The organism is Pectobacterium parmentieri (genome assembly GCF_001742145.1).
Lineage (GTDB): Bacteria > Pseudomonadota > Gammaproteobacteria > Enterobacterales > Enterobacteriaceae > Pectobacterium > Pectobacterium parmentieri.
Genome location: NZ_CP015749.1, coordinates 2,723,413 through 2,747,271, shown reverse-complemented (window position 1 = coordinate 2,747,271; position 23,859 = coordinate 2,723,413). Strand labels below are relative to the sequence as shown.

At 46.1% G+C, this 23,859-nt stretch carries 22 protein-coding genes, 1 pseudogene and 1 riboswitch; of the genes and pseudogenes, 14 read left to right on the top strand and 9 right to left on the bottom strand.

Annotated features, from left to right (window positions below; all coding sequences use genetic code 11):
- Nucleotides 1-63: 63 nt before the first annotated feature.
- The gene (locus A8F97_RS12465; protein WP_025919142.1) at nt 64-501 is read right to left on the bottom strand and encodes a GNAT family N-acetyltransferase; all 438 of its coding nucleotides are present in this window, start codon (nt 499-501) and stop codon (nt 64-66) included.
- Nucleotides 502-587: 86 nt separating this feature from the next.
- Nucleotides 588-986, bottom strand: a complete 399-nt coding sequence (locus tag A8F97_RS12460) for an ester cyclase (protein ID WP_033071040.1) — start codon at nt 984-986, stop codon at nt 588-590.
- A 257-nt stretch (nt 987-1,243) separates the two neighbouring features.
- Here A8F97_RS12460 and A8F97_RS12455 point away from each other — a divergent pair, with 257 nt between their 5' ends.
- The 4 genes from A8F97_RS12455 (at nt 1,244) to A8F97_RS12440 (ending at nt 5,634) form a co-directional block, all read left to right on the top strand.
- Entirely contained in the window at nt 1,244-2,017 is a 774-nt protein-coding gene (locus A8F97_RS12455) for a DUF3750 domain-containing protein (protein WP_015729870.1), read from the top strand.
- 450 nt (nt 2,018-2,467) lie between these two features.
- Nucleotides 2,468-3,235 carry a sulfite exporter TauE/SafE family protein gene (locus tag A8F97_RS12450; protein ID WP_181374902.1) on the top strand — a complete coding sequence of 256 codons (768 nt, stop codon included), beginning with the start codon at nt 2,468-2,470 and terminating at the stop codon, nt 3,233-3,235.
- Nucleotides 3,236-3,577: 342 nt separating this feature from the next.
- Entirely contained in the window at nt 3,578-4,489 is a 912-nt protein-coding gene (locus tag A8F97_RS12445; protein ID WP_014698985.1) for a DUF1266 domain-containing protein, read from the top strand.
- Nucleotides 4,490-4,815: 326 nt separating this feature from the next.
- A complete protein-coding gene (locus A8F97_RS12440) occupies nt 4,816-5,634 on the top strand; it encodes a hypothetical protein (protein ID WP_033071041.1) in 819 nt (272 codons plus the stop codon).
- A 60-nt stretch (nt 5,635-5,694) separates the two neighbouring features.
- Here A8F97_RS12440 and adhP read toward each other — a convergent pair whose 3' ends face one another.
- On the bottom strand, nt 5,695-6,705 hold the full coding sequence (adhP, locus tag A8F97_RS12435) for an alcohol dehydrogenase AdhP (protein WP_014698987.1): 1,011 nt from the start codon (nt 6,703-6,705) through the stop codon (nt 5,695-5,697).
- A gap of 236 nt (nt 6,706-6,941) precedes the next feature.
- Nucleotides 6,942-7,865: a GGDEF domain-containing protein gene (locus A8F97_RS12430; protein ID WP_015729872.1), complete on the bottom strand. Its 924-nt coding sequence runs from the start codon at nt 7,863-7,865 to the stop codon at nt 6,942-6,944.
- A 743-nt stretch (nt 7,866-8,608) separates the two neighbouring features.
- Here A8F97_RS12430 and A8F97_RS12425 point away from each other — a divergent pair.
- A complete protein-coding gene (locus A8F97_RS12425) occupies nt 8,609-8,962 on the top strand; it encodes a DKNYY domain-containing protein (protein WP_033071042.1) in 354 nt (117 codons plus the stop codon).
- A gap of 75 nt (nt 8,963-9,037) precedes the next feature.
- Here A8F97_RS12425 and ahr read toward each other — a convergent pair whose 3' ends face one another.
- Nucleotides 9,038-10,057, bottom strand: coding sequence for an NADPH-dependent aldehyde reductase Ahr (ahr, locus tag A8F97_RS12420; RefSeq protein ID WP_033071043.1), 1,020 nt, complete (start codon nt 10,055-10,057; stop codon nt 9,038-9,040).
- Between the two features lie 715 nt (nt 10,058-10,772).
- Here ahr and leuC point away from each other — a divergent pair.
- The 4 genes from leuC to A8F97_RS12400 all read left to right on the top strand — a co-directional run bounded on the left by leuC (nt 10,773) and on the right by A8F97_RS12400 (nt 15,092).
- A complete protein-coding gene (gene leuC / locus A8F97_RS12415; RefSeq protein WP_025919147.1) occupies nt 10,773-12,191 on the top strand; it encodes a 3-isopropylmalate dehydratase large subunit in 1,419 nt (472 codons plus the stop codon).
- A gap of 2 nt (nt 12,192-12,193) precedes the next feature.
- Nucleotides 12,194-12,805: a 3-isopropylmalate dehydratase small subunit gene (leuD, locus tag A8F97_RS12410; RefSeq protein ID WP_033071044.1), complete on the top strand. Its 612-nt coding sequence runs from the start codon at nt 12,194-12,196 to the stop codon at nt 12,803-12,805.
- A gap of 18 nt (nt 12,806-12,823) precedes the next feature.
- Nucleotides 12,824-13,669, top strand: a complete 846-nt coding sequence (locus A8F97_RS12405; RefSeq protein WP_014698993.1) for a fumarylacetoacetate hydrolase family protein — start codon at nt 12,824-12,826, stop codon at nt 13,667-13,669.
- A 76-nt stretch (nt 13,670-13,745) separates the two neighbouring features.
- A complete protein-coding gene (locus A8F97_RS12400) occupies nt 13,746-15,092 on the top strand; it encodes a 2-hydroxycarboxylate transporter family protein (RefSeq protein WP_015729878.1) in 1,347 nt (448 codons plus the stop codon).
- Between the two features lie 35 nt (nt 15,093-15,127).
- Here A8F97_RS12400 and A8F97_RS12395 read toward each other — a convergent pair whose 3' ends face one another.
- The gene (locus A8F97_RS12395; RefSeq protein WP_050512675.1) at nt 15,128-16,033 is read right to left on the bottom strand and encodes a LysR family transcriptional regulator; all 906 of its coding nucleotides are present in this window, start codon (nt 16,031-16,033) and stop codon (nt 15,128-15,130) included.
- Nucleotides 16,034-16,102: 69 nt separating this feature from the next.
- Here A8F97_RS12395 and A8F97_RS12390 point away from each other — a divergent pair, with 69 nt between their 5' ends.
- Complete coding sequence (locus A8F97_RS12390; protein ID WP_050512633.1) at nt 16,103-16,720, top strand: hypothetical protein; 618 nt, start codon at nt 16,103-16,105, stop codon at nt 16,718-16,720.
- Nucleotides 16,717-17,646 (top strand): hypothetical protein, encoded by a 930-nt coding sequence (locus A8F97_RS12385; protein ID WP_033071046.1) that lies wholly within the window; start codon nt 16,717-16,719, stop codon nt 17,644-17,646. The genes A8F97_RS12390 and A8F97_RS12385 overlap by 4 nt, the downstream gene beginning before the upstream one ends.
- Nucleotides 17,647-18,103: 457 nt before the next feature.
- Here A8F97_RS12385 and A8F97_RS24910 read toward each other — a convergent pair.
- Nucleotides 18,104-18,223, bottom strand: a pseudogene (locus A8F97_RS24910) (transposase); the annotation flags it as partial.
- 296 nt (nt 18,224-18,519) lie between these two features.
- Nucleotides 18,520-18,616, top strand: a riboswitch (TPP riboswitch).
- Nucleotides 18,617-18,653: 37 nt separating this feature from the next.
- On the opposite strand from A8F97_RS24910, the gene thiM reads away from it, so the two are divergent.
- From thiM to psiE, 3 genes are all read left to right on the top strand, one after another.
- Nucleotides 18,654-19,448, top strand: coding sequence for a hydroxyethylthiazole kinase (gene thiM / locus A8F97_RS12380; protein ID WP_014698997.1), 795 nt, complete (start codon nt 18,654-18,656; stop codon nt 19,446-19,448).
- Nucleotides 19,445-20,248, top strand: coding sequence for a bifunctional hydroxymethylpyrimidine kinase/phosphomethylpyrimidine kinase (gene thiD / locus A8F97_RS12375; protein ID WP_033071047.1), 804 nt, complete (start codon nt 19,445-19,447; stop codon nt 20,246-20,248). The genes thiM and thiD overlap by 4 nt, the downstream gene beginning before the upstream one ends.
- Nucleotides 20,249-20,464: 216 nt before the next feature.
- Nucleotides 20,465-20,872 (top strand): phosphate-starvation-inducible protein PsiE, encoded by a 408-nt coding sequence (gene psiE / locus A8F97_RS12370; protein WP_005970095.1) that lies wholly within the window; start codon nt 20,465-20,467, stop codon nt 20,870-20,872.
- Between the two features lie 13 nt (nt 20,873-20,885).
- Here psiE and yegS read toward each other — a convergent pair whose 3' ends face one another.
- On the bottom strand, nt 20,886-21,785 hold the full coding sequence (yegS, locus tag A8F97_RS12365) for a lipid kinase YegS (RefSeq protein WP_033071048.1): 900 nt from the start codon (nt 21,783-21,785) through the stop codon (nt 20,886-20,888).
- A gap of 629 nt (nt 21,786-22,414) precedes the next feature.
- Nucleotides 22,415-23,776 carry a prephenate-dependent tRNA uridine(34) hydroxylase TrhP gene (trhP, locus tag A8F97_RS12360; RefSeq protein ID WP_033071049.1) on the bottom strand — a complete coding sequence of 454 codons (1,362 nt, stop codon included), beginning with the start codon at nt 23,774-23,776 and terminating at the stop codon, nt 22,415-22,417.
- Nucleotides 23,777-23,859 lie beyond the last annotated feature (83 nt).

The following is a 23,859-nucleotide window of genomic DNA, read 5'->3' as shown; positions in this document are numbered from 1 at the left end:
TTGATTTTTTAATAATTGCATCTCGTAAATATATTATTCTCATGGTTATTTTTTTACACTATCTCATGCTGCTTTGTGCGGTGGGTTTTTCAGGTGCTTGATAAAGAAATAATGTGATTCTCCAGGTAAGGGCGAATTTTCAACTTTTTCAATAATTCTATATCCTTTCTTCTCATAAAAGCCGGGAGCGTTGAAGCTCATTGACTCCAAATAGACGAAGATACAACCTTCTTCTAAGGCCATTTTTTCTGCCGCAGCCAGCAACTGCCCGCCTATGCCTTTCCCGTGGTAACGATCGTCCACGACAATCATCTCTATTTGGAGATAATTGAAAAAGATGGAACCAACGATCCGGCCAGCAACGTTATCGTCTTCTTTATAAATAAAGCTGACTTTCTTTTCTTTGAAGCAGAATTTATCCCCTAGCTTATTTTCCGTATACGCATCCAGCGCCTTACCGGCCTCTTTTTCATTTTTCCTGTAATCTTCTGTGCAAATCATTTTTATATTCACTTATTTCTGTTGCGTGACTTGTCCCGAGTAAACTTGATTTCACTTGGGCAACCGGGGAGTTTGGGGACAGCCAATCAGGCGGTTTCTTCTATTTTTAATCCATCGAAATTTTCAAAGTGCCAGGTTTCACTGATGCGTCCCCCTTCAATACGGTGCATATCCATACCCGAAAAACGTACCTGCTGGCCGGAGGCTTTCCAACGGTCGAAATCACCGATGTGCTGGCCACTCATGGCGATTCGGCAAACGACAAGATCGTTCTCGGCAACCACCGCTTCGATATCAATATGGAAGCCTTCAAAAGCCGCATGCGTTTGCGCCACCGCGCGTTTGAATCCCGCAGGTGTGTTCGGTTGACCGGGGTCAGCGGGGTGATTGACCCAATTGGTCGCAAGTAGGCGGTCGAAAGCAGCGCTGTCATTGGTATTGAAGGCCTGATAGAACGCGGCCGCCAGAGTCGAGTTATCGCTCATATTGTTGTTCCTTGGCATTTTTTAGCGTGGTGTATTCCGCGAATAGAATGTGGCATGAGGACCAGATAAAAGGAAGAATTTTACCTGCCTGCACTCGCACAGCGTAAAAATAGGTCAAGGTTTCACCCAATGCTTTAATCTAACAGCCAACTGGCAGTAAAATGGTTGCCGTGATTTTTTGACCGATTTTCACTGTGGGTACTCGCCCGCAGGCGTATCGATTCTGTTCCACTCCTTTTCTGCGAGCTATCTGGCCTATGACGTACCTCAAATTCTTGGGGATTGGGTTTATTTGTGTACTGTTGCTGTCTTTTTGGCAAAGTTGGGCGCAATCAACGCGTAATGGCGAAACGTTTAGTGGACAAAGTTGGTGGTCTGCTAAACGTGATTCCTCCGGGTTAGCGCCGGATCCGGTGCAATTGCGCCAGACTGCCGTCGTACAGGTTTATGCTGCGCCGACTTACGGCTGGCGTGGTCTGGTGGCGGTGCACCCGTGGATCGTTTTCAAGAAAGCTGGGGAAACCCAATATCGCCGTTACGAGATTTTAAGTTGGGGGGGTGATAACGTCATCCATCTGAACCGTTCGGTGGCCGATGCATATTGGTACGGTGCGAAACCGAAACTGTTAGTGGATCATCAAGGTAATAAGGCGGAAGCCATGATCCCGCAGATTGAAGCCGCCATCAAAAGCTACCCGTGGCCGAATACCTATCATGCGTGGCCGGGGCCAAATAGTAATACGTTTCTGGCGCATATCGGCCGTGAGGTGCCCGCGCTCAAGCTGGATATGCCTGCTAATGCGATTGGTAAAGATTACCGCCCAATAACACGTCCCGTTGGCCGGTCCCCGTCGGGGAGCGGCGTGCAGATTTCGCTGTTGGGTGTAATGGGTATCACCATGGGCGTTGAAGAGGGGATCGAAGCCAATATTTTGGGCCTGAATATGGGCGTGGATATAAACCCCCCCGCGCTGCGTTTACCTTTTATTGGCCGCCTCGGCTATGACAAAACGGGCAGTGAAGAAGGCTGATAGCCTAATGCTGGTCACTTAAGCCTCATTTTAGGAGAAACACGGGGATGAGGTTCCCGCAGGGATACCTCGCCCCGTGGTCGCTCCGTGTATCTCGGTTCGTAAACGTTCAGCATTAGGCTGATAGCCGCATTTTACTTTTACGTGCCATGCGGCCTAATACATTGGCTACAAATACATTGGCTACAAGATTAGCTCATCCCTTATTGGCAGGGGCGCGTGCCAGGCCGTGCGGATAAACAGGTCCGGAAAATAGGGAAATGGTTAGCAGTTTGATTCCGCTCAGCATACCGTCGCATTTCTTGTGTCACGCTGTACGTTAACACAGCCAGAGGTTTTCCTGACAGGAAAGGGTCGTTGACGATTCAGGGATTATCAATACGCGACTCTGCACCTAGGATGGTGTTGTTTTCTCTCTACTTTTTAGCCTATGAGTTATCTGGTTACGTTATGTTTAGCTTAATGATGTTCAGCGATATTTTGTTGTGTTTACTTTTGGGCGTCGGGTTGGGGTTTTGCGGGGGAATGTTGGGGATTGGCGGAGGAATTATTGCGATTCCGATTCTGGGTGTGCTGTTTGGGATGGATCAGCATATGGCACAGGGAACCGCGCTGGTGATGATTACGCCTAATGTACTGATTGGTTTTCTACGCTATCGCCAGCGTAATCGTATCGATACGCGGGTGGCGTTGACGATGTGTCTATTCGCTACGGGATCTGCCTACCTTGCGGCACATATCGCCTCATCGATTGATGTTAACCGCCTTCAGCGCGCGTTTGCCATTTTCCTGCTGGTGCTGGCGGCATACTATATGTGGCAGTGGTATAACAAGAAGCGTAGCCAACCACCGGAGGTTGTGCTGTCGACTCATTATCTGCCGTTGCTCGGCGTAGCGAGCGGTTTTATGTCCGGCATTTTCACCGTCGGCGGTGGGCTGGTGGTGGTACCGGCGCTGGTCACGCTATTTGCCTTTGCGCAAACGCAGGCCCAGGGTATGGCGCTGATACTTGTGGTGCCAGGGGCATTGGCAGCGCTGCTTTCCTATTCGCAGGCGGGTAACGTTGACTGGAATATCGGTTTACCGCTGGCGCTGGGGGGAATTGTCAGCGTCTCGTGGGGTGTCGCGGTTGCCCACAAGCTCCCTGTCGTTTATTTGCGTGCTGCGTTTTGCCTGGTGCTGGTCGGCGTGGGAATCACCATGCTGTTGTTGAGATGATCGCCCAATCGAAGCATTGCCGCGTTGTTGGCGTAATATACCCGTCGCTGAGGCGAGAATATTGCCAGCAATACCACGTTACAATCGTAAATATGGTGCATTTGTTTTATGATAATGACGCTTGCACCTATTAGATTTCAGAGGCTGGCATCGGGAAGAGGGAGTGTCCCAGTACCTATTTTCTAGATACGTGTACCCAGGGAGTCACGTGTATCTTGATTCATGTTACATGGGACGATTTTATCTTTTCAATGAAAACAGGTAAACGTTTTCATTATGCTATTGCATGGGAAATAATCGGTGTATGGATATGATGATTGATTAAATAAAATAGGTATTGATATGTTGAATTTTTTTTATAAGGATATAAATCAACTGCTTCGTGGCGGGTTGGTGGTGGCTGCAATCCTGTTTGGCGGGGAATGGCTGAAGAATGCATCATTAATATATTTAAATGTGGATTTCTCACTGTTATATAATGTATTGTTTTATTCGTTTCTGGCTATATGGGTTTTTGTTCTTCTTAGGTCATGTGCGAAAGTGTTTTTTTTGCTTTCAACAAAAAAAGAAAACAATGTTTTATCTGTAGGGATTAATCGCAATGCAAAATATCCTTGTCGAGATGAAAAAGATGCGCTTTTAGTCAGAATAAGTAGCCTTTATTCTATTACCTCTGTTGGGAATGGCGAGAGTAAAAAATACCCTAATTTTATTAACTGTATAGAAGAATGTAATCTATCGGAACCTGATGCAGTAGAAGGGATTAAACTGGCACTTTCTGCAAGCTATGATATTAATACTAGCGGCGGGTTGACGCGTTTTATTGCAGATTTGTTGGATGAAGAAAACTACAGTAAACAGCGTAATGACGATTATAAAAAGCCGCTGTCGCATTTGTATCAATTAGCGGAGAAAACCGGTGCTAATCTTAAACCAGTTAGTGAAATAAACAATCTGACCGCTGCATTTAATTTACAGCGAGCTGCATTATTAATGCGTAGCGGTGTAACCTGCGGTTTCTTATCCATAGAGGAATGGGATTCCTTGAAAGACGACGTGGTTCGTCTGATGGAACAAGAGTTTCCTTCTATCGATCAATTCATTCATGATTATATGCTGGCCGTTTATCTGTTTCATATGGATGGTTCGTTTAGTGCATTTATGATTCTGGAACGGTTATATGGCCTCGCTATATTTCAGGAACATAATTACCTGTCATGGAATACCGCAATGCTGAATAACCCTTCGCTGTGATTGCTTTTCATTAGGGTACGTGAAGGTTAAGAATAGAGCGGGGTTTATACTCCGCTTTATTTTTATCATCGGTGCTGCATTGGGGGGGAATCAGGCGAAGGAGAAAATGGAGAACATGGGGCGTGTCACACTCATCCTGTGTCCCTATTTACCTCTTTCAATTCATGCCTATTAAGCCTAAAGTTTTCAGTGCTTTCTCCGTTGATAGGTAGGAAGTTATGCGGTCAGACCGAATGGTTTCTCAGGTTCCTGACTGTTGCCGGAACGGCCCGAGTGAAGTTGGGTCGACGTCCCCTCTGAAGCCCAATCTGAATAAGGCGTGATGTATGAGTCTCGTGAGCTATCTCGGAAAACAAACTCTCGGTGTACTGGCGGGTTATAAGCAGGATGGTGTGGTCATCCATATTTGCGGCGTTTACCCCAATGCGGATAACAGTCTGCGCGTTTTTTTCCCGCACGGACATGAGTTTGTCGTTGGCGATCTGGTAACTATTCACCTTGATAACCGCTCTGGGGTTGACGAATTTGATGCCAATATTCAAGTCTATCGCGCTTCTTACAAAGGGCGGGTGATCGTCAGCGAAGGCGATTGGGTGGTGTTGGAACCGAGAGAGTGCCAACTCCTGCATGGTTTCACGCCCGCGCTGAATATTCGTGAGCCGGGCTATCAGTTTCCACAAGACGATCGCCCGTCAATGCCCGTGCCTCTGACATCGATGGTAGATTTTCCGCCGACGGAAAAGCAGGATTTTTCCAATAAGGTCGGTGTCTTAATCACTATGGCTGCCGAGCAGCCGCATACCACGGTGTTGGCGTTCCTCTCATCCGTGGATAACGATATCTTCCTGATTACGTTCCCTGAAACCTTTAAATCTCAATTGCTCAAACGTAATCCGCACTGCTTTTTTGCGATGGATGAACGCAGCCATTATACCTTTGAGCGAGCCATTGAGTGGAACTACACCCTTATTGAAGGGGAAGCATTTATTATCGCGCGCGATAATCCGCTCTATGAAAAGGTGCGCCATGAATTCGTCACCAAGAACCCGTGGGAAATTGCCTTTTTCACGCGCCCTGACGTTGAGGTTTATCATATTAAAAGTAAACAACTGGTGTGCCCCGGAAATACACAAACGCTGCGCTAACACATGAAAATAAATAAACGGGATAGTGACATCCCGTTTATTAGCTGTGGGTAATTACGCTTACATTGACAGGTCGATCACCATACGGCCGGTGATTTTCCCGCCTTTCATTTCAGTGAAAATGGCGTTGATATCTTTCAGTGGACGGCGGGTGACCTTCGGTTTCACTTTCCCTTCGGCCGCAAATTGGAATGCTTCTTTCAGATCTTCACGCGTGCCGACCAGCGAGCCTAATACCTGAATGCCATCCAACACCAGACGCGGAATATTCAGATCCATAGATTCTGGTGGCAGGCCGACGGCGACAATACGCCCGCCTGCGCGAACGGAATCCACGGCTGAGTTAAATGCTGCGCGTGCAACGGCGGTGACCACGGTCGCATGTGCGCCGCCCACTTTTTCCTGAATGATCTTGGCGGCATCTTCTTTGGCTGGATTGATGACCAGGTCTGCTCCCACTTCTTTGGCAAAGGCTAACTGTGCGTCATTCACATCAATCGCAATGACTTTCGCATTAAAGACGTTTTTGGCATATTGCAACGCCAGATTACCCAATCCACCCAGACCATAAATGGCGATCCACTGTCCCGGCTTGATTTGCGAGACTTTCACCGCTTTGTACGTTGTCACGCCCGCGCAGGTAATGCTGCTTGCAGCCGCAGAATCCAGACCATCCGGTACTTTTACCGCATAGTCGGCAACGACGATACATTCTTCAGCCATCCCGCCATCAACGGAATAGCCCGCGTTTTTTACCTCGCGACACAGCGTTTCGTTACCGCTATTACAATATTCGCAGTGGCCGCAGCCCTGATAGAACCAGGCGACGCTGGCGCGATCGCCGGGCTTCAGTGAGGTCACTCCGGGACCGATTTCTTTAACGACACCGACACCTTCATGGCCGAGTATGATACCGGCAACATCGCCAAAATCGCCGTCTTTGACGTGTAGATCGGTGTGGCAAACGCCACAGCATTCCATTTTTAGCAGTGCTTCTCCGTGCTGGAGGGGGCGCAGTTTTTTGTCCTGAATTTCAACGGAGTGATCCTTCGTAACGATGGCTGCTTTCATTAGTCTTCCTTTTACTGAATGTGTTATGAATGTTAATGTATTCTGTTCTACCTATAGAAGAGTATCCGAGGGTTGGCAAGGTGGTTAATCAGGAATGGGTTAATTTTATTACAAAATGAGAGGTGGCGCGGTTAGGGGCAATCATCGCAGGATCGTTATTTACAGTAATTTTTATGATGATTTAGGGAGGGGACGCGTCCGTGCGGCCATATTCATTGGTATGATATTATGTCGGGCTACAGGGCTTCTTCTTTTGGTTCCAGAGCCCATTCTACTTTGCCTTTACCGGTGGTTTTGGCTTGATAAAGAGCAATATCCACCCGTGTCATAAAGTGTTCGGTGGATTCCTGCGGCTGTTTTCTCCCTGCGCCAATACTGACAGAAAGGTGTTGCATATTCTTAATGATGATCTTGTTCGCGTTCTTTAACACCTTTCTTGCCAGCGCTTCTGCCTGATCCTGTGTCCCGGTATACAGAATCATCGCAAACTCTTCGCCACCGATTCGGGTGGCCACGACTTCACTGTTATCGAAACGAGAAAGAATATGGCCGAATTTGCTCAGTATTTCGTCACCTTTCGTGTGCCCATATCTATCGTTGATAGTTTTGAAATTGTCGATATCGATAATAAATAAATAGGGTATCTTCGCTTCGAGATTTTTTAATTCATTAATAAAAAAACGGCGATTAGGGAGTTGTGTCAGTTCATCGCTGAATGATTGTATTCTGGCTTCGACATATTTATTGTTAATTTTCTGTATTAGGCTATAAACGCCAAAACCTACACTAGATATACCGATGATTTTAAATAGATCCTCTAAATAATACCTGGCCCATTTGGGTTGAAGAATTATCTCATCCATAACATCGAACATTGCCGAGCATGCCCAGATAATGAATCCGTAACGTATATATCGTTCGGATTTATGGCGGATAGATATTTTACTGATATTGGAAATAATAAAAAAAAGAATGATTAGTACAAATGTATCAATATACAATCCTGGGTGTTTTATTAATTCTAGTGGTGTATCTAGAGGTTCGAAAAGTAAGAGATTAAAAACAATAATTAATATTGACAATAATAAAGTAATTTGTATGCAAGACGTTTTTTTTGAACGTTTGTCAATTAAATCATGAACATATTTTGTCAAAGGCATAGAAAACTCCCCTTTCCAACACAAGGCATCGTACTATGAATAGAATTAAGTTTAGTGCCATTTTGGCAAGATGAAGGGATGTTTTTAAAGAATTCAGATGCACGGACAGTTTGTTATGCTCGTGGGATGGCTTATATGGTGCTTACGTATTTTTCTGCGGCTGTACGGCGTAACAGGAGGTGATAGTCGCTTATGAGTAGACCGCTTTGTCCGATCAACGACGAGTCTTTGGTGAAAGAGCGGATGTCTCTCATTTCATCTTGATGCACTTACTCAGGTAAGTGATTCGGGTGACTACGTGCAGCTAATGCACCGATATGTAACTCGATGTATAACGAACCGGTTGGCGATGGAATAACATAACGCAGAAAATCTGCGAAGAGTAGCATTTTATTCTGAAAATATTTGTTTGTAAAACATGTAAATTTATCATATTGGATTATTTTACGTATATGTTCTCAACGTATTTTTAATAATTCATGTAATAATTCGCGTTTAATATTTAATGCACGATAACTATTTAAATTGAAAGTAAATTTATTTTTTGTGATGCTGATTAGTGATGGAATTACTCTGGGTCATTGATGAAGGTAAGAAATAGTACGGTTGATGGTTTTATTTTTTAATATTTCCGCTCTCTCTGTTTACGATTTTTTCTTACAGGAAAAATATTATCTTAGAAAACAGAATCAAGAAACTATTCCGTATCAGCGTTGCGTTAACATTTATGATAAGTGCTTTGGGTGGGGGACATTTACTATCTCGGTGAAAAAAATGAAAGTGCTGATGCCAGGATGTTCCAATGTTTCTCTTTCACGGTAGCAGCAGATAAGCACGGTTTTTATCTTTATGGTAAGCCATTCCCGATATTTATCCTGGATGTGAAAGTGAAAAATATTAAATTTTTTTCCGATCATGTTGTGACGGATAAAAAATCAGTCTGGTTCGTGAAACTTGAGTCGGAAAAATTAGACGGGATTAACGGAGAAAAGGCCACGGTAAAAGACAGCACTATTTCTGATGGCGTCAATACATGGCAATGTTCTGACTTTAAGTCAGGAAATGAACCGATGTACACTAAAGTAGCAGAACAATAAAAAATAGCAGGCAACGCAATGTTAATGTGGGCGAATACGGTATATGGCGTATTCGCCCGCTGATGTCTTTACCGATTAGAAATCGGTTTTCAGTACGACGCGGTAGCGGGCTTTGCCGTCACGCACGTGCTGGATAGCATCGTTGATTTTCGACATCGGGAACAGTTCCGTCTGCGGCTTCACGTTGGCGCGCGCGGCGAGTTTCATCAGGGATCGCAGTTCATGCGGTGAACCGGTAGAAGAACCGGAAACGCTGCGGTCGCCTGCGATAAGTGTAAAGGCCGGAACGCTAAATGGCTTCATCACCGCACCAACGGTATGGAACTTCCCGTTGTAAGCGAGCGCGTTGAAATAGGGCTGCCATTCCAGATCGACACTCACGGTGTTGATGATGAGATCGAACTGGCCAGCTAGAGCAGTTAGCGCCTGCGGATCGCGGCTATTGACGACTTTATCGGCCCCCATCGCCAGCACCTCCTGCTCTTTGGACGGATTAGAGCTGAATGCCGTGACTTCACAACCCATTGCGTGCAGGAGCTTAATCGCGATATGCCCCAGACCGCCGATACCGATCACGCCGACGCGACTGGTTGCGGTGATGTGGTGCATTAACAGCGGTTTGAAGACGGTGATGCCGCCGCATAGTAATGGGCCTGCAGATTCGATATCAATGGAATCAGGAAGCGGGATAGCCCATTGCCAGTTTGCACGAATTTTATCGGCAAAACCGCCTTTATTCAGGATCGTCGGCACGCTGCCTTGCTGACAGTTGGTTTGGCTGCCGCTGATACAGGCATCGCAGTGCCCACAACTGCGAGCCGTCCAGCCAATGCCGACCCGCTGACCGATCTTTAATCCTTTGTTCTTTGCTGCTTCGCCCAGTGCGTATACACGACCAATTACTTCATGCCCGGCAACCAGTGGATAGCTCGATATTCCCCATTCGTTATCGATCATCGAGAGATCGGAATGGCATACGCCGCAGTATTCAACCACGACTTCGACGTCTTCTGTTTGTAGTACACCCGCATCAAACTCATACAACTCCAGCGCTGCACCTGCTTTTGGTGCGGCATAACTCTTGATTATCGTCATCACAATTTCCTCAGTATGGGCTTGATTAACCAGTCTAAAGGGTTATGACGTTTTTCTCTATGTCACAACGGCCTGTGGTTTTTCATTTCCTATCATATTGTTGAAAGATGCTGGAGTCTTTTAAAAGCGTGTCGCTGGGTTGCTATCCGTTATGAGAAAACAGTCAGGAACTATCTTTCGCTAGTGAAATTAGTCTGCATCCGACTTTTTATCAGAAAATGAGGTTATTTATTAGGTTACGTAATTTTCAGTTAACGCCATAATGTTGTTTATTTTTTTGATATTGTAGATGACGTGGTAATACGTTAGGAATAATCATTATCAACACCGTACCTTGTGCTAAAGGTTTTGGTATCTGAAATAGATAAGTCATCACCGGGATCGTTATCCATTATCTGAGGGCCTCCGCCCCAGCTCCAAAGGTAGGCTAAGTTAGAGTAAGATCGGAATGGCTGAAAATGTGATCACAAACACAATATATATGAATATTATTGTCAGGATAAAAATGGGACCTACCTTAGCATTGAATTCTGCAAACATCTAATTTATATAAAATCGAATATATAATATTAACCATTTGATTTGTAGGGTTTAAGTTGTATTTTACATTTTGTAAAAAGTGTTTTTCATCATATTGATTCGGTAATGGATATACACGATTAACCCGATGCTTATACTGGTATTAACTTAACCCGTGAGCAATGTAGGTAAGATCATGAATCTGAGTAAAACGCTATATGACAAACATATTGATTCACACACAATTAAAAAGTTCGATAATGAAGGCAATGTTCTTTTATATATAGATCGTTCAATTTTGAATGAATATACCAGCCCGCAAGCATTTAGTGGATTGCGTGAAAATGACCGTATGGTCTGGAATCCAAAATCTATTCTGCTTAACGTAGATCATGTAAACCCGACTCGTCCATCACGCGATCTGCTCATGACAGACCCTGGTGGTACGTTGCAGGTTAACTACTTCAGGGAGAACAGCCAGCACTTTGATATTGAATTATTCGATGTCATGGATAAACGCCAGGGTATTGAACATGTGGTCGCGCACGAGCAGGGTCTTGCCATGCCCGGAATGGTTATCGCTGCAGGAGACAGCCACACCACGACTTATGGAGCACTGGGCGCGTTTGGCTTCGGCATTGGAACCTCCGAAATTGAACACCTCTTGGCAACGCAGACCTTGGTATATAAAAAACTCAAGAATATGCGCGTCACCCTGGAAGGTACTCTCGGTCTGGGGGTCACTTCAAAAGATGTCATTATGGCGGTTATTGCACATATTGGCGCAGACGGTGCTACCGGTTATGCCATTGAATTTTGTGGAAGTGTCATCGATAACCTGAGCGTTGAAGCACGCATGACTATCTGCAATATGGCCGTAGAAGCCGGTGCGAGAGGGGCATTTATGTCACCGGACGACAAGGTATTTGCGTATCTGAAAGCTACCCCACGTGCCCCGCAGGGCGAGATGTGGGATAAAGCGGTTACCAACTGGCGGCAGTTGCGTAGCGACCCTGATGCAACATTCGATAAAGAGATTTTTATCGACTGCTCTACCGTAGAACCTTTTGTTACCTGGGGAATTAGCCCCGATCAGGCTGGTGCCATCAGTAGTTCCGTTCCCGATCCAGAAATTATCTCAGACGAGCAAAAGAGAAAAGATTATTTCACTGCCTTGAAATACATGGATCTAAAACCAGGAACGCCTTTCACTGAAATTAAAATTTCCCACGCTTTCATTGGGTCGTGTACCAACAGCCGTATTGAGGATTTACGCGAAGTTGCAAAAGTTGTTCAGGGTAAAAAGTTGGCTTCACACGTGCGCGGCATGATTGTCCCTGGCTCCTCCCTTGTTCGTGAGCGAGCGGAACAAGAAGGTTTGGCTCAAATCTTTATTGATGCTGGTTTTGAATGGCGCCAGTCTGGTTGCTCCATGTGTCTGGCCATGAACGAAGATGTTCTGTCCCCAGGAGATCGCTGTGCCTCAAGTACCAACCGCAATTTTGCCGGTAGACAGGGTGCCGGTTCACGTACACACCTTATGAGTCCGGCAATGGTTGCAGCCTCTGCAATCGCTGGTCATTTAACTGATGTTCGCTATTTTACCGGGGTTTAATGATGGATACGTTTAAGAAAATTTCAGGACTGGCCGCTCCCATGCTAGCCGCTAACATCGATACTGACGTCATTATGCCTAAACAGTTTCTTAAAGGTATTGATCGTCAGGGGCTTGATAAAGGCCTTTTTTACGACCTGAGATTTAATGCTGATGGCACTGAAAATTCAGATTTCATTCTTAATACACCTCAATGGAAGGGTTCAAAATTCCTGGTTACCGGACCAAATTTTGGGTGCGGATCCAGCCGTGAACATGCTGTATGGGGGATGAAACAATTAGGTATTCGCGCCCTGATTGGCACTTCTTTTGCGGGAATATTCAATGATAATTGCCTACGCAATGGTGTTCTGACTATCACTCTTGCGGAAGATAAAATGAGTGAACTGGCTAGGATTATTTCCCACATTGAAACAAATGAAATCCTGATTGATCTTGAGAACCAGATCATCAGTACCGAAAAAGAAGATTTTACATTTAATGTAGATGAACTGAAGAAAGAGATGTTGGTACAAGGTCTGGATGCAATTGGCTTAACGTTATCCTTTAAGGATGAAATTATCCAGTTTGAAAATGAATATTATTCGGAAAATCCATGGCACAAAGTAAGCTGAAAAGCTTGAGAGTAAATGATGAAAATAGCTAATTTCAAATTAAATGGTAAACATAAATTTGGTATTGTGAAAGGCTCGGGGATAATTGATGTCAGTGCAGTATACGGCAATAAATATCCATCGCTGAAGACGTTTCTGGAAAATGAAGATATCTCTGAATTAGCAGAAATATCTACAGCTCAGATAGATTATAAAATTGATCAGGTTGAGTACCTTCCGGTTATTGATAACCCCACCAAAATCATTTGTGTGGGGATGAACTACTCTGAAAAGCGTGCTGAGTTCAATGAACTCAATCCAGAGCCTACTTTATTTGTAAGATTTGCTGACTCACAAACAGGACATCTTACTTGTATCAACAAGCCTGCTGAGTCGCATGAGTTTGATTATGAAGGTGAGCTTGCGGTTATCATCGGTAAAACATGTTTCCATGTTTCTGAAGATGATGCACTTAACTTTATTGCTGGCTATAGTTGTTACATGGATGGTTCAGCCCGTGATTGGCAACATACCTGGTATACTGCGGGCAAGAACTGGCCTAAAACTGGCGGGTTTGGTCCTTATCTGACGTCGAAGGATGAAATACACGATCCACATAATCTTTCAATCCGCACCTTCCTGAATGCTACAGAAGTGCAGAATGATAACACGAAGAATATGATTCATAAGATACCTTATCTTATTGCATATATTAGCACTTTCACCCAACTCAGTCCTGGGGATGTAATTATAACGGGTTCCCCAGGTGGCGTTGGTAAAAAAAGAATACCACCTCTTTTTTTAAAAGAAGGTGATTGTATTGAGGTGGAAATTGAAGGTTTAGGTCGGTTGCGCAACCATATTCGCGAAGTAAGAATAGCTTAATAAATATAAATGCTAAAAATAACACTTATCTCATTTGGGATAAGTGTGTACCCTACATGTTATACAGGTGAATATAATGAATAATATTCAAGAAGAGACTCTGTCTAAATGTGATGATGCATCTGGATTAACTGATTCCAAAAACTCCTTTTTTTCTAAAGAAATTTGTTCCATACCTGCACTGTTTTTTTTAGTTATGTGTATTATTATCGGTGCGGCTGCATTTTTTGGCACGTTACCAAAAAATATGATCGGTGGTCTTGCGATTATAATGTCACTGGGATTTATTCTTTCAACTGTAGGGAAGAACATTCCAATTATAAAGGACATTGGCGGTCCGGCAATTTTTTGCCTGATGATTCCATCGATTCTGGTTTTTTACCATTATATTCCTAAGAACGTACTGGATTCTGTGCATGTTCTTATGAAAGATGCCAACTTCCTGTATTTTGTTATCGCCACCCTTGTCGTTGGCAGTATTCTTGGAATGCATCGTGTCATTCTGGTACAAGGCATGATCAGAATGTTTGTACCGCTGGTTGTCGGTACTGTAACTGCGGTAGGCGTTGGTTTGATGGTTGGAGAGTTGGTTGGTTACAGTATGTATCATACCTTCTTCTATATTATCGTTCCGATCATTGGTGGCGGTATCGGTGAGGGGATCTTACCTCTTTCTCTGGCTTACTCCTCCATCCTTGGCACCACGCCGGATATCTACGTTGCTCAACTTGTTCCTGCTGCAGTCATCGGTAATATTTTTGCCATTGTCTGTGCTGGGTTCCTGGCAAAATTAGGGAGCGTCAAGCCTACGTTAAGTGGTGACGGGATGCTCATCCGTACTGCTGAAGACAATGCGATTTTCAACAACCTTGGCTCGGAAGGGAACGGTAACACGGATTTCCCATTAATGGGCGCTGGTTTGCTGGTAATTTGTTGTTTCTTTATTGTAGGTGGACTGCTTGAAAAAATTCTGCACATCCCCGGACCGGTACTTATGATTGTCCTTGCCGTGATCTGCAAATATATTGATATCATTCCTCACCGTATGATTGATGGCTCAAAATCTTGCTACAAGCTCATTTCAACGTCCCTCATCTGGCCTACGATGATCGGCCTCGGAATGCTCTATGTACCACTGGAAAGCGTTGTCGCGGTATTCTCATTAGGTTATGTGGCTGTATGTGGTTCCGTTGTGCTCTCAATGGCGATTGTGAGCTTCTTTATGGCGAAATACCTCAACATGTATCCGGTTGAAGCCTCGATAGTGACAACTTGCCATAGTGGGTTAGGGGGGACTGGCGATGTGGCCATTCTGTCTGCTTCGAACCGTATGGGACTTATGCCATTTGCTCAGATTTCCACGCGCATTGGTGGCGCTTTTACCGTAATACTTGCAACGATGTTATTAGCCGCATTTTCCTGATACTTGTATAAATAAACAGCTACTCTTGTGGCTGTTTATAGTTTTATGTCTCTGAAATACTCTTCAAGGAATTCAACACATCTCTTGGTCTTCAATGAATCGTCTAATTTGGTGGGGTAAACGGCCCAGATGGATGCTTGCTCATAATAATCAGGAAGAATATGAATAAGTTGTTTGTTTTCAATGTATTTTCTGGCATCCCACTGACTTCGGTATGCTATTCCGTGGCCAGCTAGAGCCCACTGCATAATTATCTCGCCATTGTTGGATGATAGATCTCCATTGACACGTACAGTTTGCAGGTTTATCCCATTGTAAAGCCGCCACAGCCCAAATGTCTGGCCTTTTTCCTGCAAAAAAAGACAACTATGATTAGCCAGTTCCTCTGGGGTCGTTGGCATATCTTTGTCTATAAAATAAGTTGGTGAGGCGCAGAGTATTCTTTTATTATCTGCAATTTTTTTTGCATAATATCTATCGTTAAAATTCTCTCCAACCATGATTTCCAGATCAATCCCTTCCTTTATTAAATCAAGCTTTGTATCTGTTAGCGTCAATTTTATTTTTAAGTGTGGGTTGTTTTTTGAAAAGAAAGAAAAAGGTTGAGCCAAATGATTCTTTCCGAATCCGAATGAACTTGAGATATGAAGACTACCAATTACGTCATTTCTGACATCCTGAATTTTCTCGATAGAATTCCTTGCATTTCTTATTAATTCTTCAGCTTGAATCCTTGCTACTTCGCCTGCGCTTGTAAGCCTTATTTCACGGGTATTACGATGAAATAACTTTACCCCCAAAACACTTTCAAGAATGTTAATTCTTTTCGTGATATATGCATTTGAAAGACCCAGTTCGACAGCGGCAGCAGAAAAACTACTGGTTCTGACCACGGTCAAAAAAACGTTAAAATCTTCGATCTGAGGCCATTTGTTTTTCATTATCGTCATACAATCCAATAATATATAATTCTTAAATTATATAGCATTATATCAATATGCAAAACTGCTATGGCAAGTTTCTTGCTAAAGAATAAATTTTTTGACGAAATGCTGGCACTGAAGATTTCCCAGTTTATTGGGGCAATTGGTGAAGCTAATATTGTCAAAAAACTGTCTGGCGGTTCAGCCCGCTTTCACGTGTATAAGAAAGACGCCACGGCAGAAACACCCCTTCTTCATCTGAATGTGGTAGCTGGTTCGGTCACTCACTTACAGCATAGTCGTACAAAAAACGGGCTGGATATAATTGCCAAGGTCGTCAATCCTTCTCCACCGCCTCCACATTTCTGGGCAATATTTGAGGTAAAAACCACGGCGATGCATTCTAAAGATGTTCCGCCATTGGGACAATATGAAGGGGAACTGTCAGTTAAGCAGAAAAAGGGGATTGATTATGTGATAACAACAATAGAAAATGCTTTAAAAGCTAATGAAAAAAATCCTCTAGGGTTTGTTATTGGGCAAGGGATAAATGATAAGTACAAGGCCATAAAAAATACCGTTAACCCCGAAGGTTTACAGCAGGCAACCTTATGGTTTGGAAGTAAAGAGATCGTTAAAAAATCCTTTGGTATAGATATAATGAGTCACTCACAATTAATAAATAATGGAAGCATAAAGCCATGAGTCGTTATGATGATATCAGCAATTACTATTATAATGAGAATAGTGCCGAAATGGATGTAAAAAGATACCTTGATTTATTGGGTGATTCTTATGAGATATATTTGGAGGAGTTAGAGAATAATCCTCATGAGTTGTTTTTTAGAGCCAGTTTTCTTTTCAGTTATGTCTCTCTAAGACATATTTATTATTACTCTTGGCAATTGACATTCAAAAACAAAATCGACAACCAAATGTTGTGTGATTTTATCGCTTTTGAGTCAATGGGCATATTCTGTGAGTATGCGTCATATCCTGAGCATGTTGATAATTTCAAGATTCCTCTCTCTAAACAAGGTAGTGCCATACTGTCTTTTTTAGCTTGTCATAGAAATGATATTGCAGAACATTGCTACCCCTTCATTCTTGATGGGTTAAAAGCCATGACTCCGGGAAAATTGGGTGAATTAGAAGTACAAAAACTTGGAATACTAGCCGTTGAAATGTTGGCCAGTGAGAAAAAACAGACTATTGATTGGGATTCAATGGAGATACCCTTTGATAAATTTTATAGTAATTTTGTCCGAGAAGCCCTTTATTCAAAGGATGGAAAAGTATTAACGGACTGGCTCACCGCTCTTTGTGATAATCACTTGAAATGGTCTGCACGTTCAGAACTTGTAGAAAATGAGTCTCCTTTATTAGGTTATGAAATATCAGAAGATCATCAATTCCTCTGGCCATTCGAATATCAGGCCATTAAAAATTTCCGTGCCAAACATGGCTTAAGTACCCCTGACATTGATCATCCGTTACTTAAAACACCGATGGCGATCAACCATCATCCTGATTTTAACCAATGGAAAGCACCCGAATGGTTTTATCCGTTGCTTGATAAGTTAATCGCTATCAACCCGAAGATTTCATTTGTTAAGGATCTATTCAAGTAATATAGAGTTGGTAAGTGAAAGCTAAATAGCTATATGGACACCTCGCCGATGCAAGCACGGACAGTTTTTTTCTGACAAAGTCGTCACGCACATATATTCGGCTTCGTGAGCCTCGATGAACATCCGTAATCCCTGGCCTGATTATCGCAAGGGCCTGCTGTGGCCGAGTTATTTGTCAGGTTTACAGAGAATCGGTTCTACCTGCCAGTTCATCAACGCTTCGGACTTCTTATAAATCAATTGATTACTTAGCTATATAATCCGTTCTCTGGTTTACCGGAGCCCAAGCCACCCGGGCATTTTAGTTCGCCAGCGCGACTACGGCTTTATTCACGCCGCTGCGGACAATGATACCTTTCAGCCATCGCTGGAGACTGCCGCTTCGATCTTCCCGGCGGTTCATTACCCGGTAAACCACTGAGCGGGATCCATGGATAAGCAGCCCACGTAGATAACCGTCTCCACGTTTTGTTATCCCGAGAAGCCTGACTTTTCCGCCGCTATTGTGCTCCTTCGAAACCAGGACCAAATAACTGGCAAAGTATCGTCCATTATGAAAATCGGTGCCTTCATTCAATGCGACAGTCAGGATTGATGCACGTAGCGGACCGATACCCGGAATATTTTCCAGCCGGAGTGTATCCCCGTTTTGTTAACTTATCTGCTTAGCCAAATTGTATTGATTACCGGATCAATCTCGGCGTCGACCATCCCATCTCTGATCCTCAGTATGGGGTTGATTAACCAATCTAAAGGGGGATGGCGTTTTTCTCTATGTCAGCGCGGACTGTAGTTTTTCATTTTTATCGGTGGTGGAACGGGACGAACTGGCGCTTGCTTTACGGGGGTCACTTACTTATGCTGCGAAGCGTAGTAAATGACTCGGGGTGCCCTTCTTTGTGAAGGCTGAGAAATACCCGTACCACCTGATCTGGATAATGCCAGCGTAGGGAAGTCACGGTATTCCCCACCGGTTACCGCTTTCTTCCACGCCGGTTGGGAGACCTATGAACACGCAACCCACCGACTTTTCTGCCGCTCAGGCAGCAACCTCACTCACTCAATTTCGTTCTGCTTCACCGCTGGTACACTGTTTGACCAACGATGTAGTGCAATCTTTTACTGCTAATGTGTTGTTGGCGTTGAATGCTTCGCCCGCTATGGTGGTCGATCCTGATGAAGCCGCGCAGTTCAGCGTGATGGCAGATGCGTTACTGATTAATGTTGGTACGTTGGAACGCACGCGTGCCGAGGCGATGCGTGCAGCCGTAAGCAGCGCGTATCAGGCGGGTACGCCGTGGGTGCTCGATCCCGTTGCCGTAGGTGGTTTAACTTTCCGTACTGAATTTTGCCAGGAATTGCTGACGTGGAAACCGGCGGCGATTCGCGGCAATGCGTCCGAAATCATGGCGCTTGCTGGGTTGGCCGCGCAGGGGAGGGGCGTGGATAGCACCGATGATTCGCTGGTGGCTCTCCCTGCTGCGCGCGAATTGGCCCGGCAGGTGGGGACGATTGTGGCCGTGACCGGAGCAGTGGATTATGTCACGGACGGTGAGCGCGATATGGCGGTAGCCGGCGGCGATAGCATGATGACACGCGTGGTCGGTACGGGCTGCGCGCTGTCGGCGGTGGTTGCGGGATTTGCTTCTCTGGAAGGTGATCGCTTATCCCACGTGGCGGCGGCGTGCTATGTCATGGCATTAGTAGGGCAACAGGCGGCCTTGGCGTCGCAAGGTACGGGGAGTTTTATTCCCAACTTCCTTGATCGACTCTATACCTTGCGTGCGGAGGATCTGGCATGAAACGTATCAATGCGTTGACGATTGCGGGTACCGATCCGAGTGGCGGTGCGGGGATTCAGGCGGATTTAAAAGCGTTTTCAGCCCTGGGGGCTTATGGCACCTCGGTCATTACCGCGCTAGTGGCGCAGAACACACGCGGCGTGCAGTCTGTCTACCGAATTGAGCCGGATTTTGTCGCAGCGCAGTTAGATTCCGTGTTGAGCGATGTGCGTATCGACAGCGCCAAGATTGGGATGCTGGCGCAGGCCGATATTGTTGAAACGGTTGCCGAGCGTCTGCGTCATTACACGGTTCCTTTTGTGGTGCTAGACACCGTGATGCTGGCGAAAAGCGGCGATCCGCTGCTCGCGCCTGAAGCGGTGGAGTCGATCCGCCGTGAGCTGTTGCCGCTGGTTTCCTTGATTACGCCCAACCTGCCAGAAGCCGCCGCATTGCTGAATACGTCACCTGCCACCAATGAACTGGACATGCGTGAACAGGGGGAAGCACTGCTGGCGATGGGCTGTCAGGCGGTGTTAATGAAAGGTGGTCACCTCAGTGAAGCGGAAAGCCCAGACTGGCTGTTCAGCCGACAGGCCGACCCGCAGCGCTTTAGTTCGCCGCGCGTGGATACGCGTCACACGCATGGTACGGGCTGTACGTTGTCTGCCGCGCTGGCGGCGCTGCGACCGCGTCACGATAGCTGGGGAGAGACGGTTAAGGTCGCTAAGGACTATTTACAGCAGGCGCTACAGCAGGCCGACACGCTGGAGGTCGGGCACGGGATCGGCCCCGTTCATCACTTCCATCGCTGGTGGTAAATATTGCGTACCCTAAATAATTCGAGTGGCGTGAAGTCAACGCGCACGCCGCTTGAAGTATGACGGGGATAAGTAAATCGACTTGTACTTTGTGCGACATCTTTGTCAGTAATTTCAAACTAAATTAAGCGTATTTCGGCGTGACAGTACGGGTGTGTCCGGTTACTTTGCTGTGAAATCTTGGTGTTAATGTGAAATAGGATGTGGGGATAACATATGGCAGGTTCTGCTCGTAGTGCAATGGCTGCCAAGGCGCTTCAGACGATACTCAATATCGGTCTGCTGGCGCTGGCAACCATTTTGGTGATTTTTTTAGTCAAAGAAACGTTTCATTTGGCGAAGGTGCTGTTGATCTCCAGCGAGAAAGATTCCTCCTATCAGTTGATAGAAGGCATTGTGATTTATTTTCTCTATTTTGAATTTATTGCTCTAATCGTGAAGTATTTTCAGTCCGGCTATCACTTCCCACTGCGCTATTTTATCTACATCGGCATCACGGCCATCATTCGCCTGATTATTGTCGATCACAAAAGTCCATCGGATACGCTGGTGTATTCAGCGGCGATCCTGCTGCTGGTGGTGACGTTATACCTGGCAAACAGTAATCGCCTGAAGCGGGAATAATCAGAACGCGTCGTTATTCCAACAGCGAACACTGAGGCGGCAACCGACAGTAGATCGCTGCGGGAAGCACCTCGATGCGGAAACATTTGGCGGTGAGCGGCTCGCCGTCCAGATTAAACGTCATATCGTCTGGTGCGGTGATCTCCAGCCAGGGCAGGGTCGCGGAGATCATGTTCTGGTTTTCGCTGCCGGTAAACCAGGCCTGAAGCATATTGGGCAACAGCTCTTTTGCTGACAGTACGCTCAGTTCCAGCAGTCCATCGTTGATCAGCGCCTCCGGACAAAGCTGCTGTCCGCCGCCTGCCTGACTGCCATTTCCCACTGCGATAACCAATGTATCGCCCGACCAGTGAAAATCCGGCCCGCGAATCTCACAGCGCTCGGCTTGCAGCATATCCATACGAAAGAGCGCGTGCAGCACGTAAGAGGCACTCCCCAGTGCGGCCTTCATCTTGGCGGGGGTTTCCGTCGTAATGCGCGTAGCAAATCCGCCCGTTGCCATGTTGATGAAGTAGTGACTGTCATTGACTTTGGCGATATCAATCGCGGTAGCGCGGCCTTTGATCGCCAACGTCATCGCATTGTGCATTTCCATCGGAATCTGACAACTGGTGGCAAAATCGTTGGCCGTGCCCAGTGGCACAATTCCCAGACACGGACGAACCGCTTCCGGTTGCATGGCTAGTGCTGTGGCGACTTCATTGACGGTGCCATCGCCTCCGGCGGCGATCACATTATCCGCGCTGAGTTGAATCGCCTCTTCCACGTAGCGCTTCGCATCACCGTATTCCCAGGTGACGCGGATATGCAGCGTATAGCCGTCTTTGCGTAGCTCACCGATGGCCTCGCGAAGCTCTTCATTACCCGCACTTTTCCCATTCAAAATCAGCAGTGTGATTGGATTTTTTTCCATGTCGTCTTTCTCTGGCTGCGATGTTGTTAATACGAAACGTTGCAGTTAATCATAGTCACTAAATTGGTAGGCAGATATCAGAAGAGTCGGTGAATATACCCGTCATACTTCAAGTTGCATGTGCGTTGACAGCGCTTAAATACTCGGCCCGTCGTGGGCCTTGCCCTAAAGGGCCGCTGCAAGCAGCGTTCAAATCTGCTCCCGGCAGATTTGTCACCCGAATCACTTACCTGAGTAAGCTCATCGGGATGCCTTCTCTTGCCGCCTGCCTGAAACTCGAATTATTTAGGGTATATGTGCGGTGGGGAAATACGTGGGCGGGAGAAAAAGAAAAGCCAGCTCAAGGGAGATTGAGCTGGCCAAGGAGGTGGTTCCTAGTAGTATCACTACGCTTATTTTTCGTTCTATGTTTTCTCAGCGACGCAATACTAACCACAAGACCGGCGAATTGATGTGATCTGTTTCTAATATTCGTTAAAAAACCCCTGAGCTTTGTAACGATACCTTCAGGCTGTGAGTGTACTTATTTGTTACGGGGAAAGGGCGTTAGTGGGGGGACATACCGTAAGAAAGCATTGCCCTGTGAAGGGCAATGCTGGATGTGCGAGCCATCCTGCGGGATTACTGGTTTATTCGATGTTAGGATTACGCGTGGTCGTGCCCGGCAGATTACGTAGCAGTAGCGCATAATCCAGCGAGACATCATCTGGCACCGGCAGATAAACGATATGGCCGTTACCCGGTGCAACCTCGGTCGGCTGGCCTTTGGTATTTTGCATGGCTTCGATGGTGAACTGAATATTGCCGTTTGGCGTCATCATTTCCACGCTGTCGCCGCAGGAGAATTTGTTCTTCACTTCGACTTCCGCCAGCCCGTCGCGGCGCACGCCGGTGAATTCGCCGACAAACTGCTGACGATCGGAAACAGAATAGCCGTAGTCGTAGTTCTGGTAATCTTCATGCACGTGACGACGCAGGAAGCCTTCGGTATAGCCACGATGCGCCAGACCTTCCAGCGTTTCCAGCAATGTTGAGTCGAACGGCTTGCCCGCGACGGCATCGTCGATGGCGCGGCGATATACCTGTGCGGTTCGAGCGCAATAATAGAATGACTTGGTGCGACCTTCGATTTTCAGCGAATGAACCTGCATCTGCGTCAGGCGTTCAACGTGCTGGATCGCACGCAGGTCGCGGGAGTTCATGATGTAGGTGCCGTGCTCGTCTTCAAATGCGCTCATGTACTCGCCGGGGCGCATGTTTTCTTCCAGCATAAAGACTTTATCGGTCGGTTCGCCTATGCCCAGTGCGGGCTCAACATTTTTCACCGCGATAGGTTCGTGCTGATGAACGATGTTCCCAACCTCGTCCTCTTTGCCTTCCTGAACCTTATATTCCCAGCGGCAGGCGTTGGTGCAGGTGCCTTGATTCGGGTCGCGCTTGTTGATGTAACCGGACAGCAGGCAGCGGCCGGAGTAGGCCATGCATAGCGCACCGTGCACGAAAATCTCCAGTTCCATATCCGGCACGTTCTGGCGGATTTCTGCAATCTCTTCCAGCGACAGTTCGCGTGACAGAATCACACGCGTCAGCCCCATCTGCTGCCAGAATTTCACCGTCGCCCAGTTGACCGCGTTGGCCTGAACGGAAAGGTGGATATCAATCTGTGGGAAGTTTTCGCGCACCAACATGATCAAACCGGGATCGGACATGATCAGCGCATCCGGCCCCATTTCGATTACGGGTTGCAGATCGCGTAGGAAGGTTTTCAGCTTGGCGTTGTGTGGCGCGATGTTAACGACCACGTAGAATTTTTTGCCCAGTTCATGCGCTTCGTTAATGGCTTGCGCCAGCGTCTGATGGTTGAATTCGTTATTGCGCACGCGCAGGCTGTAGCGAGGTTGACCGGCATAAATCGCGTCCGCGCCATAGGCAAAGGCGTAGCGCATATTTTTCAGCGTACCGGCCGGAGAAAGCAGTTCCGGTTTAAACATGGTATCTCTCGATTCTGATCACAAGTCAGGCTGCTCCACGGTGGGAACAGTAAAGGCGGAGGATTCTAGCGCTAATAGGTGGA